Here is a 13,362-nt window from a genome sequence, read left to right as displayed (position 1 = left end):
ACCCGGCACTGCGGCCGCACTACAGTGGTGCGCACCACCACGCACTCAGTCGAGGAGTCCCGTCGAGCATGGGGGAAGTGACAGAGCGCGTCGAGCGCTCGATACGAGAGCTGATCACGTCAGGAGACCTGGGCCCGGGCGGTCGGCTCCCCTCCGAACGCACCCTTGCAGCAGAGCTTGAGGCCGGCCGCACGACCGTGCGGCTAGTCCTGATGAAGCTGGCCGCTGAGGGGATCGTTCGCAGCGAACATGGCCGCGGATACTTCGCCAACGCTGCGAACGACGAGACGAAATGACGCGGCTGCTCATTCTCGGCGGTACTGCCTTCATCGGCCGTGCTATAGCTGCCGAGGCAATCGCCCAAGGTTTCGAGGTTACAACTTTCAATCGCGGCCATACTGGTGAAGACGTAAGCGGAGTAACCGCGATTCGCGGCGACCGCTACGCGCCGAAAGACGTCGTGAGACTGACGCAATCCGGGTCATGGGACGCGGTGATTGACACCTCCGGCTACGTGCCCCGAAACGTGTTGAGCGTTACCCGTACCCTTGCCCCCCTCACCAGTCGCTACCTGTTCATGTCCTCGGTGAGCGTTTACGCTGACTGGCCGATTAAGCCGCTCACAACGGAATCGTCTCTGCTGGAATGCCCTCCGGACGCGGACGAGAATTACGGCGTAGACGTCGAGGACGGTCCAACCAGATACGGCTATCAGAAGTCCGGCTGTGAAATGGCCGTGCGTATCAGCCTTGGCGACGAGCGCACTACCGTGCTCCGGCCCGGCGTCGTACTAGGACCACACGAGTACGTCGGCAGGCTTCCATGGTGGTTGCGACGTATCGCCCAGGGAGGCCGCACGCTAGCGCCGGGGAAGCCGGAGCGAACGATTCAGCCGGTTGATGTCAGAGACGTCGCACTGTTCGCTCTCCGTTGTATTACCGAGGGCACCTCTGGAGCCTTCAATGTCACAGCTCCCGTCGACGGCGAGACGTTCGGCGGATTTCTAAACTTTTGCGCCAAGGCCACAGAGGCCGAGCCGGAATTCGTATGGGTGCCAGATGACATTCTGCTCAGGAGTGGAGTGCGCCAATGGTCCGAGCTACCACTTTGGCGCACATTCCCCGGCGTGTGGCAAGTGGACTCCAGTAGCGCTCTCGCGCACGGCCTGACATGCCGACCGTTGAGCAGGACCATTCAGGACACCTGGGAATGGCTGCTCAACTCCCCCATGGCTCAAATAAACGTTCGCTCTAGCGAGATTGGCCTGGATCTCAGCCGAGAGCAGGCGATTCTCGCAGCTTTGACTAGATGACCCCTTCAACTGATTCTGGCCTGGATGCCGTATCCCCTAGCCAATCAGTGATTCGATCAGCCAATTCCTTGGCACCGGGGTCCGTTCTCCATCGTGGGGCATCCAGCAGAGACTTAACTCTCCCGATTCGGCCAGTCAGGGAGGCATTGCGTAGCACGGATGGAAGGGCAAAAACCGTGCTCAGCTCATCCTCGGCCGCGTCTCGGTCCCTCAACAGCAGTTGAGCTGCCGCCAAGTCAATCCGGGCTCCCGTAACCGGAGAGAAGGGACGCTGCGCTTCTGGGACCACAGCGTAGGCGTCAAGCGCCAGCTGGGCGTGACGAGCCGCTTGCTTCCCATCCCCGAGATGAAGCCACGCGGCGGCCGCGCACGCGGCCGCACGAGCATCATCAAACGTGAACTCTCCACGAATCTCATCGTGCAGTTCATCGGGGTATTTTTGAGCTGCCTCTCGATCCCGTTCCGCCGCCGCTAGCACCTCAGCCGCCGCTCCGGCGTCGCCGTTGACTGCATGAGCACGGCTAGCGATGTACCGCAATCGATACCGCGAGGCCCCCTCAGGAGCGACTGCGAGTCCACGGGCGATGAAGTTAAGCGAGCGTGTTGGCTCTTCACGCCAGAACGCCAGAGTGCCCTGCAAACCGAGAGCCCATGCCTGCAATGACCTATGTCCGGCGAGATCAGCGTACGTGGTGGCGGAGTTCGCCAGCGTTCCCGCAGCCTGCCAGTTACCTAGATCAAAGGCGATAGACGCCATCAAGGCATTGGTCTTGCCCATTACAAAGTAGAGGTCAATCAACTCGGAGGGCCGGCGCGTCTGCTCCACCAGGGAGCGAGTGAGATCGCGCGTTGCTCGCGCATCAGCGAACACGGTCATGGGCGGCCGAGACGAGTAGGCACGGGCCACACTGACGACTCGGTCGTGAAGGTCATTGATGGAATCGACGTCGCACCGTACAGCCCTCAATGCCGCATCTTCCGCCGACTCTTGCGCAGCAGCCATCATCACCTCTCGCGGTTCGGGACGCTGCACGTCGCTTGACTGCTTTGCCCCTGCCTCCATTAGCAGTCCGAATCGAGCCTTCACCGTCTCCGGCGCTTTTTCAAGTGCGACGTCTAATAGTTGCTGCATGGACGGTTGCGGAATGATTTCGGGCTCCGCATCCCACTTTGCCACCGTCCGAACCGCGATACCCAGATGATGCGCAAACGCCTCAACGCTCAGCCGTAGGGCCGCTCTAAGAACGCCCGCCTTTCGCCCCGTCCAAAGATCGATAACCACTACGGATCTCCCCGGGTTCGGTCCTCCACCTGCATGCCTACATGGCAAGTGCATCACAAATGCAGGGTCGATGCACTGCTTGTGCATGGCCTGGAGTGGGTCCATAGACGTTCACTTGAGTACGCAAGGAAACGCCAACATCCAGAAGCGCTTGACACTGGTGCGCACCAGTTGCTCTACTACTGGTGCGCACCAGTTGAGGAGGCGCAAAGAAGGCCCCGGCGGGTGGCTGCCCGCCAGGGCCTGATCAATCGATCCCTGTCCCTTGACCTGGGGCGCCCATCGACCAAGACGTCGCCCCAGGTCTTCAAACAAGGAGTTCCCAGGATGGCACGACAGACGACGGTTGACCACATCCCCCTCCACGCGGGTTGGCCCGACGGTGAGCGTCCCTCGGGGTGGCCCGGCACCAACCCGGGCCGCAACGTCCGCGACGAGTACGACAAGCAGCAGGCCAAGAAGGGCCAGCAGGCGGGGCAGGCGACCCGATGAGCGACGCCAAGCAGACCCAGCAGACCGCCCGCGGTCAGCAGTGGCCGGCGGGCGCGAACTCCGGCCCGACGCGCCCGCTGCACACCTGTTCGTGCGGTGCGGTCAGCTCCGACCCGATCAACCACGACCACGACCGCAAGGGCGGCCGCCGGTGACACGCCGGGATGTGCAGGGCTACGCCCTCGACCTGGTCGCGCTGTCGGAGTCCCAGCAGTCCGGCAAGTCCGGCAAGGACAGGCCGCCGGCGCTTCCGGGGCCGGTGCGGATTCCCCCTGCGGCGTCCCGGCCGCCGCGCCGGTAGCGCCGCTGTTGCGGGTGCTCGCCCGGTCCTCGGTTCTCTCGGGGTTCGGGCGGGTGCCCGGAGCAGCCGCTCCGCCCACCTCCCTCTCTGCAAAGGAGCCCAACCATGCCCTTCACCTATCGCATTGCCGCGGCTGGTGGTGGCCGATGAGCGCCGCCGTCATGGACGCGACCGGGCAGCTTGCCGCGGCGCGGCTGCTGGTGGACCTGCTGGAGCGGGGCGATCTGCCGCCGGTCCAATGGAACGTGTACGCGATCAGCCCCGGCGACCTAGCGGGGCAGATCAGCCACTACTCCGGCGATCTGGCCGCCCGGCTGAAGGCGTTGAGCGTCTACGCCGCGCTGCTGGGCGTCCCGGTGATCCTGCGCCGCTGGATCCCGCGCGAGAAGGGCGGATCCCTGCACGCGCGGGGCGCCTTGCACGGCGTCGCGGTGGACGTGTGGACCGCCGTGGACGCCGACGAACTGGCCGCCCTGGACGGCCCCGAGCTCGCCGGGACGCTCGGTGAGCGGGTGGCGTGCTCCGGTTGCCAGGTCGAGATGTTCGCCCTGCCGGGCGTGCCGCTGACCGCGATGCCGCACGTGTGCCCGCGCTGCGCGCCCTACACCCCGAGTGCCGGGGGGATCTGAGATGGGCGGCGAGAGCGATCTGGAGATCTACCGCGAGCGTCAGGCCGAGCTACGCGCGCAGGGCGTGGGGCCGGTGGAGGCGCTGTGCACGGCGATGAACGAGGCGCGCGAGCGCATCCACCAGCGCGAAGAGGCGTGGCTGGACGAGCAAGAGCGCCTTGGCCGGATCTGACCGCGAGCTGTTGTTGCGGGTGCCCATCCGGTCTGCCCCGGCCGGACGGGTGCCCGGAGCGCCTGCTCCAGCACCACCGGAAGTTCAAGCGGCCCCGACCTCACCGACCAAAGCAGCGTCGGGGCCGCGCCCCCACCAACGGAGGTACATCCATCATGGCGACCGCGTTCGTCGTCACCAAAATCGCCGACGACATCCAGCTCTACCGCATCCCGGACGCGATGAAGGTTCTCGGGCTGGGCCGCAGCGTCATCTACGAGCTGCTGCGCTCGGGGCGGCTGCGCTCGGTCCGCGAGGGCCGCGCCCGGCTCATCCCCGCCACCGCCATCCGCGACTACGTCGCGCTGCTGGAGCGCGAGGCCGGGGAGGGCGGTGCCTGATGAGCAGGGAATACGGCTACGAGGCCAGCCAGGCGCTCCGGACGCTGGCCGAGATTCGCGACCAGATGGAGCGGGCGGCCGAGCCCCGTCAGGAGCTGACCGAGGTGCGCGACGAGCTGGCCGGCATCGGTATCACCCTCGCCGGGGTCCGTACCTGGCTGGTTGACGTCGCCGCCGCCGTGCGGGAGCTGGCCGCCGCGGTGCGCGAGCAGCCCCGCCGTCGCTGGTTCTCGCGCAGGACTGAGGCCGGCCGATGAAGGCGCCCTTGTCGCAGAAGCAGATCGTGGCGGCCGAGAGGACGCTGAACGTCGGCACGTGGGCCATCACCGCGGGCGCCATCTTGTTCAGCGTCTTGACGGTGACGCCGCTTGTCGTGCGGGTCACCCCGGATGGGTGGGACTGGACGGCGCCGATCCTGCCGGTCGTCGTCGACGCGGCCGTGGTGATCGTGATCCGGCTGGACTCGACGGTGTCCCGGCTCGGGGGCAGCGGCGGGGCCTGGCCGGTGGTGCTGCGCTGGCTCACCGGCCTGTTCACGGTGGCGCTGAACGTCGGCGAGTCGGCGTGGAAGAAGGATCTTGCCGGGGTCGCTGTCCACGCGGTCGCCCCGTTGCTGTTGATCGTGACCGCTGAGGCCGGTTTGGCCTATCGGCGGGCCATCGCCAGGGCGCTGGATCGGATCGAGCGTGAACAGCAGGCGGAGGCCGAGCGGCAGCGTGTTCACGAGCGGGCCGAGCGTGAGGCCCGTGAACGGGCCGAGCGTGAGCGTGAACAGCGCGAGCGTGCCGAGCGTGAACGCGAGCAGGAGCGGGCCGAGCGGCGTGAGCGTGAAGCCCGTGAACACGCCGCCACCTTGGAGCAGCAGCGGCGCGAGCACGAGGCACGCACGGCCCGTGAGCAGCGCGAGGCCGAGGCCGCCCTGCGCCGCGAGGAGGCCGAACGGGAGGAGCGCAGGCAGGAGCGGGAGCGCCAGCAGCGGGCCGAGCGCCAGCAGGCCGAACAGGCTGAGCGGGAGCGCCGTGAACGCGAGCAGCGCGAGCACGCCGAGCGTGAACGTCAGGCGCGTGAACAACAGGAGCGGCAGGCCCGTGAACGGGCTGAGGCGCTCGCCCGTGAACGCCGCGAACGTCAGGCCCTGAACGCTGCGCGCGGCGGCGTGAACGCTTTGGCGAACACCCGCAAGACGCCCGCGGTGAACGCCCCGCGGCTACTGGAGGCCGAGGCGCGCAGCCTCGTTGTGAACACCCCCGGTGCGAGCGTGCGCGACCTGGCGGACAAGACCGGCTGGTCGATCGGCTGGGTCTCCAAGGTCCGCAACGAGGCGACCGGGGACCAGGGCGCGACTGAGGACCGGGGCCGGGAGGTGGCGGTATGACGCCCGCCGTCGTCCGGCACCTCCCGGCCATCGAGCGCCACAGGGACGAGACCGGCCACCGGTTCTACCGCCTGGCCTGCACGTGCGGGGCGACCGGCCAGGAACACCCGGCGCGGCGTCTGGCCGAGTGGGACCTGAACGAGCACGTGGCGGGCCTGCCGAAGGTCCCGGCAGCGAAGCAGTGCAACGACCCCGGGCGCCACGACCGCCGCGTGTGGGAGCCGTGCGAGGTGTGCGAGCTACAGGAGCCGCTGTTCGACTGCGGAGCGATGCCATGACCACCGAGACCGACACCACGACCGGCACCCGGACCGATACCGCGACCGCTGGCCCCGGCGATGCCGCCACCCCGGCCGTTCCGGTCGACGTGCCCGAGGGCGAGGACGCCGAGCTGCTCCAGGAGGCGCCCGACCCCCGCCTGCCTGCCGAGGAGGACGGCGAAGAGGACGAGGGCGACCAGGACGAGGAGCAGGAGCGGCCGGGGATCGCGGCCGGGCAGTTGCTGGCCGCCGGGGTGCTGGCCACCGGGCTGGGCGGTTACGGGTTGTTCGAGGTGGCGGGGCCGTGGGGCCTGGCCGCCGGTGCCGCCGCTGCCGGTGGGGCGGCCTATACCCGGTTCCGCCGGGGCCGCGAGGGGCGTGAAGGCCGGTCCGGAGGCGGGAGCGCGTCCGGGCTGGGCGGTTCGTCGTCGTGGCCGCGGTTGGGCTCGCTGATGGGCGGCGGCCGTGGCGGCCACGCGGGTGGCGGCGGGTCGGCCGGTGGCCGCCGGCCGGGCACTGGCGGGGGCGGCCGGGCCGGGCGTACCGGGTCGCGTCTGGGCACGCCGGGCGGCGGCCGTGGCGGCGGCGGTGCTGGTGGCGGGGCGCGGCGGGCGTTCGGCCGTCTGGCCTCGGCCCTGGGCGGCGGTGGTGGTTCCCGCGGTCGTGGTTCGTCCGGCCGCTCATCAGGCTCTGGGGGCGGCGGTGGAGGCCGGTCCCGTACTCGTGGAGGTGGGGGCGTGCCGCGTGCGACCAGCGGCGGGAGACGGCGCGCGGGCGGTCCGGCGGTGCGGGCCGCGCACGCTGTGGGCCGGGCCGGGGCCCGTACCGGGCGGGCGGCCAAGTGGGCGGCCGGGAAAGGCGCGAGCTGGACCGGCAAGGCCGCCCGCGCCACCGGGCGGCGCGCGGCCGCGCTAGCCGACCGGGTGACCGGCGGCCGGGCGTCGGCGAGCTGGCGGGCGGCCGCCGGCGCCAAGGGCTGGAAGGCGTCCCGCGCGGCGTCCCGCAAGGCGTGGGGGCGGGGCCGGGTGCGGCTGGTCGCCGAGCTGGTGGCGCTGGTGGCGTGGCTGAGCGGCCCGATCCGGCGCCGTCTGGCCGAGCGCAAGGCCCGCCGCGAGGCCGAGACGCAGACCGGCCAGGAGACCAGCTCGCAGACGGCCGCCCCGGACGCCGCTCCCGAGGCCACCCCTTCCGGTACCACGGTGAGCGCCACGTGCGCCCGGTGCGGCGCCACGCACACGGTCACGCTCGCCGCCGGGGAAACCGCCCGCGCCCTGACCTGCGAGTGCGGCCAGGAACTGCTGTTCATCCGCAAGAGCGCCGAGCCGGAGCAGACCGGCACGGCCGATGCATCCACCCCCGCCGGCCGCCCGGGACAGCCCCGGCCCCGGTCGTCGGACCAACCAAGGAGATCACGTATGTCCGAGTCCAGCAGCTCTGGGTTTCCGCTGGTGACGCTGTCGGCCGAGATGCACGCGGCCGCCGCGTCCTACGGCACCGACGAGATGACCGAGGTGGCCATGCACATGGACATGCTCGGCGAGGTCCCGGCCAACGTCGCGCTGGCCATCCGCACGATCACCACCCGGTGGGAGAGCGAGTACCCGATCGACCCCAGCGTGATCGAGCTGCTGGGCCAGCTCTACACGGGGCTGATCTCGCTGGTCGAGATCGCTGAGCAGGTAGGCCCGCACTTCCGCACCGTGCACGAGGCCGACATGGCCCGCCACGAGGCGCCGCGTACCGGCGAGGAGAAGTGGAACGTCGGCTGACCCGGCCCGGCGCGCGCTCCTGATCCACCCGCACATCCAGAAGGGACATCCCACGGTGACCACCGCCAAGCACAGCAAGAAGACCTCGACATCGGGGGCCGGGCGGCTGGACTGGTCGCTCGCCCCGCGCGGCCCGGTCAGCGCCGCCGGTATGGGCACGCTGGCCCTGGCCGCGGCGGCCGCGTTCGGCGATGTGGCCGACGTCGCGCCGTTCTGGCCGGTCGCGGCGGCCACCGTGGGATGCGCCGGAGCGATCGTGCAGGCCCACAAGCGCAACCTCGCCCCCTCGGCGCTGTTCTACCGGCTGGGCTGCTGGGCCGGGGCGGGCGGCTGGCTGACCTGGGGCCTGACCGCTTCGACCCCGTGGACCCGGGAGAGCATGCTCACGCTCGGGGTCGGGGCGCTGGGGTCGGTGGTGTTCCACTCCCTGGCCCACCGCACCCGGCCCCGGCCCTCGGTGGCCGGCGGCCAGACGCGCACGGGTGTGCTGCTGCGCCGGGACGCGGTCATCGCCGAGCAGTGGCAGGCCCGGTTCTTCCGGGTCTGCAAGGCCCGGATCGAGGTCACCGACGTCAAGCACTGGCCCGGCGGCGGCGGACTCACTCTGACCTGCCTGCTGCCCCTGCAGGGGGCGGGCGGGCAGACCCCGACCCGAAGCCTTGTCGCCATGCGCGCCGACGCGCTGGCCACCGACGCCCAGCTCCCGGCCGGGTGCGGCGTCGAAGTGCTCCCCGGTGCCCATCGCGGGGAGTTCCTGCTCAAGGTCGCGACCAAGAACCGGCTGCACGAGTCCATCCCGTACTCCGGGGAGCTGTCGCCCCGGTCGGTCAACGAGCCGATGACCTACGGGTTCCACAAGGACGGCGCCCCCGCCCAAGCTGAGCTGCGCCAGCATTCGGGGCTCATCGTCGGGCAGAAGGGCTCGGGTAAGACGAACCTGCTGCACGTGGTGACCGGCGAGAACGGCCGGGCGGTGGACACCCTGGTCTGGCACATCGACCTCAACGGCGGCGGCATGTCCCAGCCGTGGCTGCACGCCTGGCTGGAGGGCCAGACCGGCCGCCCGGCGATCGACTGGGCCGCCTGCACCATCGAGGACGCGCAGGTCATGGTGGACGCCGCGATCCGCATCGCCAAGGACCGCAAGCGCTCCTACCGCAAGCTGAAGATCCAGGCCAACAGCAACCTGCTGCCGGTGTCCTCCGCCCTGCCCGAGATCCTGATCATGCTGGACGAGGGCGCCGAGGTGATGAACCCCCGCCACCAGCCAAAGAGTCCCAAGGGCAAGCTGCGCGACGGCCTGGAGGAGGTCATCCGGATCGCCCGCAACGAGGGCGTCAACGTCGTGCTGTCCAGCCTGCGGGCGACCCAGGGGCTGATCTCCCGGGACGTGATCACCCAGTGCGCGTGGGCGGTCGGCATGCTGGTCTCCGACCCCGCCGAGCTGACCTACCTGTTCGGCATGACCGCGCAGATGTACCGGGCGATCGACCCCGAGGAGCTGGCCGGCCCCGGGTGCGCGTTCGGCCGCGACGGCACCACCACCCCGCGGGCGCTGAAGGTCGCCGAGATCAACCCCGCCCAGATCGTCGCCGCCTCACTGGAGATCAGCCGCCGCCGCCCCGAGCTGGACGAGGCCAGCGCCCGTGTCGCCGGCCACGCCTACGCCACCCGCTACCAGCGGATGCGCGCCGCGTTCGCCGACCTCGGCGACCAAGACGAGGACTTCGACGGCTACCAGCATGGCCAGGAGCACGGCGGCCAGGGCGCCGAGATCGCCCCCGTGGTGCCGATGCGCCGTCAGCCCTACAGCCAGCCTCGCGCCGCGCACCCGGTGCCCCGGCCTGCTGCGCCGGTCGCCCAGGTCACCGGGTCGGCCTCGGCCTGGCCCGCCCCGCACGAGCTGCTCCGCAACCGCGCCGCGGCCGCCAGCGGGGAGCGCGTCTCGCGGGCGGCGGCCTGGCCCGACCCGCCCCGTCCCCGCCGCCTGCACGCCGAGCAGACCACCGCGCCCGGCGACGGGCACGGCGCCGCGCAGCGTCCCCAGCTCGACCAGCTCCCCGCCGCCCCAGCCCGTCCCGTCCCCCAGATCCTGCGCCGCGCCCTGGAGGTGTTCGACGCCGCGCGCACGACCCGGCTGCACAGCGAGGAGCTGGCCGCCGCGCTCGGCATCCTCGCCGTCGACCACGACGGCGAGCGCGGCGACGTCCTGGCCCTGGCCGCGCTGCTGCGCCCCCTGGGCGTCGCTCCGCTGCCCAACCCGTTCTCCCGGGGCGGCCAGCGCGGCCGCGGCTACGAGCGCGGCGACCTCGTCGCGGTTGCGCAGCGTATCGCCCGAGGCGAGATCGACGTGCCGCGCGAGGTCGCCAACTGGGCCACCGCCTGACCGTGGGGGGTACACGTGTACCCCCCACACCATGCACGACCCCCCACGTGTACCCCACACACCCGCCTGACCAGCTCAAACGGCGGGGTGTGCGGGGTGTGCGGGGCGAACCAGCCCCCCTCCCGAGAGCCTCGGAACGCCCCGGACCCCCCCTCCCCGGAGCACCCGCACACCCCCACGACCCCCACGCCTTCGCCCTCCCCGGCACCGCCCACCGCCTGCCGCCATCACCATTCGCCATCACTCACCGCAACCAAGGGAGAACCGCAATGACCACACCGACCACGCCGACCACGCCGACCACGCCGACCACGCCCATCTCGGGCCGGGCGGCCTACGCCTGCGACCAGCTACGCCGCGCGGTGCTGAGCACCGCCGCCGTCCTCCTGGTCCCAGCCGACCTCGCCGACGCCGGCAAGGTCCTGCGGGCCGTCGACCCGCTGGCCCGGTGGGCCGAGGCCGCCGATGGCCTGCGCGACATCGAGGCACGCACCGAGGCCATCCAGCGCCACCACAGGAACGTGACGGCCGCCCACCTCACCCACCGCCACACCCTGCCCCCGACCGCGGAGGAGTTCCTGGCCGGGGTCGAAAGGCTCCACCACTACCTCAGCACCGGCCGGGCCGGCGACGCCCCGGCCACGCACGAGTGGAACGTCTGACCCCGGCCCCTCGGCCCGTCGCTGTTGCGGGTGCCCGCCCGGCCCTGCCCTTTCTCCAAGGGGCCGGGCGGGTGCCCGGAGGAGCGGACCGGCTCCCCCGCCCCCACCGTCAGGAGAGGAACCTCATGGCCCTCAACTCCACCGCCCCCAGCTCCACCGCCACGGCCACGGCGACGACGGCGGCCGCCAAGGCGGTCACGGTCACCTCGTTCGGCTACGGCCACGCCCCGGCCCCCGAGGCCGAACTGACCATCGACGCGCGCCGGTACCTGCGCAACCCGCACCACGACGCGGCCATGCGCGACAAGACCGGCCTGGCCGCGGACGTGTACCTGCACGTGATGATCACTCCGGGCGCGCGTGGTCTGGTGCGCAACCTGACCACGATGACCGCCGACATGCTGCACGACGCCACGGGCCGCCCCCAACACCTGGTGCGCGTGGCCATCGGATGCGCCGGCGGCCGCCACCGCTCGGTAGCCCTGACCGAAGCGTTGGCCAACGAGCTGGCCCTGCTCGGCATCGACGTCACCGTCGAACACCGCGACGTCGACAAGCCTCTCCTCACGCTGGCCCACCACGCAGACGACCAGCCCGTGACCCACACCGACCCCGACGTGCTGAGCCGGGGCGTCACCGAGGGATGGGCCGACCCGATCACCGACCCCTCGCAGATCGACTGGGAGGCCCGGCAGGCCGCCGCCCTGGTGCCGTTCCAGGTCGTGGCCGGCCGCCCGCTCAACCCCTGCGCGCCGACCGGCATCCGCTACGGACGTAACGAGCTCGGGCACTGGGGAGAGCAGGTCTGCGCCGACGCCATCGCCACCCTCCACGACCAGGACGGCCACCGGTACATCGCCATGATCTGGCGCGGAGACGGCCACGGATGCGCCCTGCCCGGCGGCAAGGTCGACACCGGCGAGGAGCCCACCCACGCCGCGATCCGCGAGCTCGCCGAGGAGACCGGGCTCGCCCTGGGGGAGAACGACGCCATTCTGATCGCGCTCCCGGCCCGCGTCGTCCCCGACCCGCGCGCCTCGGACGAGGCATGGATGGTCACCGTGCCCGTCCGCGCCCACATGGGCACCCGGCCCCGCGACCAGTTCCCCACGCTGACCGGCGCCGACGACGCCGACCGCGCCGAATGGATCCCCTCCGACACCTACGAGCAGCTCGTCGACCACCTCGCCGCCCTCGGCGGCACCGTGTTCGCCGCGCACCAGGCGATGCTCGCCGAGCTACTCGCCTGACCGTCCCCCGAGCACGACGGGCGCGTACCGGCGTCGCCACTCCGCCAAGAACGTCCACGCCGGACGCGCCCGCACCATCCCCGATCCACCAGATCAGGAGGTAACCCCCATCATGACCCTTCGACGGTTCCTTCCGCATTTCGACTGGCCCGGCCCGTACACCATCGACAACCTCGACTACCTCACGGTGCTGCTGGTGGCCTCCCCCGTGGCCGAAAAGCTGGCCAGCTTCGCCCGCGGGGCCGAGGAGCAGACCGCGCGCGACCGCGACCCGCAGGAACTGCTCGGGGATGGCGAGCAGACGTTCGCCGAGCACCTGCGGTCGCTGGCCGAGGCGCTTTTGGCCACGGCCGGCACCGACGAGCACACCCTGCGCGTCCTGGCCGAAAGCCGGTTCATCACCGTGCGCACCTACGTCGCCAAGAACCGGGCCACGCCCGCGGACGTGCTGCTCGATCTGGCCTACAGCCCGTACGCCATCATCAGCAAGGCCGCCACCGGCAACCCCGCGCTGCCGCAGGAGCACCTGGAGACCCTCGCGGTACTGGGCAGCGACTGGCAGCGCATGGGCGCCATGTTCAACCCGAACCTCACCCAGCAGATGGTCCAGGCAGCCGCCCGCGACCAGGCGCCCGGGGTACGCTGCCGCGCCGCCCAGTCGGCGATGGCCGGCCCCGGCGTCCTGACCGTCCTGGCGGCCGACCCCGAGCCGCTGGTCCGCGCCTGCGTCGCGCAAAACCCGGCCGCTCCCGAACCGGCCTTGACGGCGCTGATGCGCGACGACTGCCTCGACGTCCGGCTCGGCGCCGCCGGCAACCCCGCGCTCCCGCCGGTCGTGGCCGCGTGGCTGGCCACCGACCCCGAACCGCGAGTGCGCGCGCGCCTGGCGGTCAACCCGGCCTGCCCGCCCGCCACGCTCACCGCGCTCACCCACTACCGGCAGCCGGTGCAGATCCGCCAGAACGCGGCCATGAACCCCCGCTGCCCCGAGGACACCCGCATCCGGCTGCGCACCACGGACCGCTCGCCCTACGTGCGCCAGGCGGCACGAGCGCGATAACCGGCCTTCCGCGCCCCCGCGGCGATGCTCGC

At 71.2% G+C, this 13,362-nt stretch carries 17 protein-coding genes; 16 read left to right on the top strand and 1 reads right to left on the bottom strand.

Annotated elements, in window-relative coordinates:
• Positions 1–68: 68 nt before the first annotated feature.
• Positions 69–296, top strand: a complete 228-nt coding sequence (locus DQ384_RS00595; RefSeq protein ID WP_114026653.1) for a winged helix-turn-helix domain-containing protein — start codon at positions 69–71, stop codon at positions 294–296.
• Positions 293–1,312 (top strand): NAD-dependent epimerase/dehydratase family protein, encoded by a 1,020-nt coding sequence (locus tag DQ384_RS00590; protein ID WP_114026652.1) that lies wholly within the window; start codon positions 293–295, stop codon positions 1,310–1,312. Before DQ384_RS00595 ends, DQ384_RS00590 begins: the two co-directional genes overlap by 4 nt.
• On the opposite strand, the gene DQ384_RS00585 is transcribed toward DQ384_RS00590, so the two are convergent.
• On the bottom strand, positions 1,305–2,648 hold the full coding sequence (locus DQ384_RS00585; protein WP_484378253.1) for a helix-turn-helix domain-containing protein: 1,344 nt from the start codon (positions 2,646–2,648) through the stop codon (positions 1,305–1,307). The two genes, DQ384_RS00590 and DQ384_RS00585, sit on opposite strands and share 8 nt — an antisense overlap.
• Before the next feature lie 273 nt (positions 2,649–2,921).
• Between DQ384_RS00585 and DQ384_RS40840 the strand changes: the two genes are divergently transcribed.
• The 14 genes from DQ384_RS40840 to DQ384_RS00535 all read left to right on the top strand — a co-directional run bounded on the left by DQ384_RS40840 (position 2,922) and on the right by DQ384_RS00535 (position 13,330).
• Positions 2,922–3,086 carry a hypothetical protein gene (locus DQ384_RS40840; RefSeq protein WP_181870949.1) on the top strand — a complete coding sequence of 55 codons (165 nt, stop codon included), beginning with the start codon at positions 2,922–2,924 and terminating at the stop codon, positions 3,084–3,086.
• Entirely contained in the window at positions 3,083–3,241 is a 159-nt protein-coding gene (locus tag DQ384_RS40835; protein WP_181870948.1) for a hypothetical protein, read from the top strand. Before DQ384_RS40840 ends, DQ384_RS40835 begins: the two co-directional genes overlap by 4 nt.
• The gene (locus tag DQ384_RS40830) at positions 3,238–3,387 is read left to right on the top strand and encodes a hypothetical protein (protein WP_181870947.1); all 150 of its coding nucleotides are present in this window, start codon (positions 3,238–3,240) and stop codon (positions 3,385–3,387) included. Before DQ384_RS40835 ends, DQ384_RS40830 begins: the two co-directional genes overlap by 4 nt.
• 146 nt (positions 3,388–3,533) lie before the next feature.
• Positions 3,534–4,016 (top strand): hypothetical protein, encoded by a 483-nt coding sequence (locus DQ384_RS00580; protein ID WP_147268591.1) that lies wholly within the window; start codon positions 3,534–3,536, stop codon positions 4,014–4,016.
• Position 4,017: 1 nt separating this feature from the next.
• Positions 4,018–4,188, top strand: a complete 171-nt coding sequence (locus DQ384_RS40825; protein ID WP_181870946.1) for a hypothetical protein — start codon at positions 4,018–4,020, stop codon at positions 4,186–4,188.
• Positions 4,189–4,343: 155 nt separating this feature from the next.
• Positions 4,344–4,568 (top strand): helix-turn-helix domain-containing protein, encoded by a 225-nt coding sequence (locus DQ384_RS00575; RefSeq protein ID WP_114026650.1) that lies wholly within the window; start codon positions 4,344–4,346, stop codon positions 4,566–4,568.
• On the top strand, positions 4,568–4,825 hold the full coding sequence (locus DQ384_RS00570) for a hypothetical protein (RefSeq protein ID WP_114026649.1): 258 nt from the start codon (positions 4,568–4,570) through the stop codon (positions 4,823–4,825). Before DQ384_RS00575 ends, DQ384_RS00570 begins: the two co-directional genes overlap by 1 nt.
• Before the next feature lie 8 nt (positions 4,826–4,833).
• Positions 4,834–5,943 carry a DUF2637 domain-containing protein gene (locus DQ384_RS00565; protein ID WP_181870945.1) on the top strand — a complete coding sequence of 370 codons (1,110 nt, stop codon included), beginning with the start codon at positions 4,834–4,836 and terminating at the stop codon, positions 5,941–5,943.
• The gene (locus DQ384_RS00560) at positions 5,940–6,221 is read left to right on the top strand and encodes a hypothetical protein (RefSeq protein WP_114026647.1); all 282 of its coding nucleotides are present in this window, start codon (positions 5,940–5,942) and stop codon (positions 6,219–6,221) included. Before DQ384_RS00565 ends, DQ384_RS00560 begins: the two co-directional genes overlap by 4 nt.
• Complete coding sequence (locus DQ384_RS40820) at positions 6,218–7,972, top strand: hypothetical protein (RefSeq protein WP_114026646.1); 1,755 nt, start codon at positions 6,218–6,220, stop codon at positions 7,970–7,972. Before DQ384_RS00560 ends, DQ384_RS40820 begins: the two co-directional genes overlap by 4 nt.
• Positions 7,973–8,027: 55 nt before the next feature.
• Complete coding sequence (locus DQ384_RS00550) at positions 8,028–10,358, top strand: serine/threonine-protein kinase (RefSeq protein ID WP_114026645.1); 2,331 nt, start codon at positions 8,028–8,030, stop codon at positions 10,356–10,358.
• A 269-nt stretch (positions 10,359–10,627) separates the two neighbouring features.
• On the top strand, positions 10,628–11,020 hold the full coding sequence (locus DQ384_RS00545; protein ID WP_114026644.1) for a hypothetical protein: 393 nt from the start codon (positions 10,628–10,630) through the stop codon (positions 11,018–11,020).
• A 125-nt stretch (positions 11,021–11,145) separates the two neighbouring features.
• On the top strand, positions 11,146–12,270 hold the full coding sequence (locus DQ384_RS00540; RefSeq protein ID WP_114026643.1) for a RapZ C-terminal domain-containing protein: 1,125 nt from the start codon (positions 11,146–11,148) through the stop codon (positions 12,268–12,270).
• A 112-nt stretch (positions 12,271–12,382) separates the two neighbouring features.
• Positions 12,383–13,330 carry a HEAT repeat domain-containing protein gene (locus DQ384_RS00535; RefSeq protein WP_114026642.1) on the top strand — a complete coding sequence of 316 codons (948 nt, stop codon included), beginning with the start codon at positions 12,383–12,385 and terminating at the stop codon, positions 13,328–13,330.
• The last annotated feature ends 32 nt before the right edge of the window (positions 13,331–13,362 follow it).

The organism is Sphaerisporangium album (assembly GCF_003323745.1).
Classification (GTDB): domain Bacteria; phylum Actinomycetota; class Actinomycetes; order Streptosporangiales; family Streptosporangiaceae; genus Sphaerisporangium; species Sphaerisporangium album.
The sequence above is the reverse complement of the archived record's forward strand: the minus strand, read 5'-3'. Positions and strand labels throughout refer to the sequence as shown.

Coding starts and splice junctions, on each gene's coding strand:
- DQ384_RS00595 (WP_114026653.1), top strand. CDS start 69: ATGGGGGAAGTGACAGAGCGCGTCGAGCGCTCGATACGAGAGCTGATC.
- DQ384_RS00590 (WP_114026652.1), top strand. CDS start 293: ATGACGCGGCTGCTCATTCTCGGCGGTACTGCCTTCATCGGCCGTGCT.
- DQ384_RS00585 (WP_484378253.1), bottom strand. CDS start 2,648: ATGCACTTGCCATGTAGGCATGCAGGTGGAGGACCGAACCCGGGGAGA.
- DQ384_RS40840 (WP_181870949.1), top strand. CDS start 2,922: ATGGCACGACAGACGACGGTTGACCACATCCCCCTCCACGCGGGTTGG.
- DQ384_RS40835 (WP_181870948.1), top strand. CDS start 3,083: ATGAGCGACGCCAAGCAGACCCAGCAGACCGCCCGCGGTCAGCAGTGG.
- DQ384_RS00580 (WP_147268591.1), top strand. CDS start 3,534: ATGAGCGCCGCCGTCATGGACGCGACCGGGCAGCTTGCCGCGGCGCGG.
- DQ384_RS40825 (WP_181870946.1), top strand. CDS start 4,018: ATGGGCGGCGAGAGCGATCTGGAGATCTACCGCGAGCGTCAGGCCGAG.
- DQ384_RS00575 (WP_114026650.1), top strand. CDS start 4,344: ATGGCGACCGCGTTCGTCGTCACCAAAATCGCCGACGACATCCAGCTC.
- DQ384_RS00570 (WP_114026649.1), top strand. CDS start 4,568: ATGAGCAGGGAATACGGCTACGAGGCCAGCCAGGCGCTCCGGACGCTG.
- DQ384_RS00560 (WP_114026647.1), top strand. CDS start 5,940: ATGACGCCCGCCGTCGTCCGGCACCTCCCGGCCATCGAGCGCCACAGG.
- DQ384_RS40820 (WP_114026646.1), top strand. CDS start 6,218: ATGACCACCGAGACCGACACCACGACCGGCACCCGGACCGATACCGCG.
- DQ384_RS00545 (WP_114026644.1), top strand. CDS start 10,628: ATGACCACACCGACCACGCCGACCACGCCGACCACGCCGACCACGCCC.
- DQ384_RS00540 (WP_114026643.1), top strand. CDS start 11,146: ATGGCCCTCAACTCCACCGCCCCCAGCTCCACCGCCACGGCCACGGCG.
- DQ384_RS00535 (WP_114026642.1), top strand. CDS start 12,383: ATGACCCTTCGACGGTTCCTTCCGCATTTCGACTGGCCCGGCCCGTAC.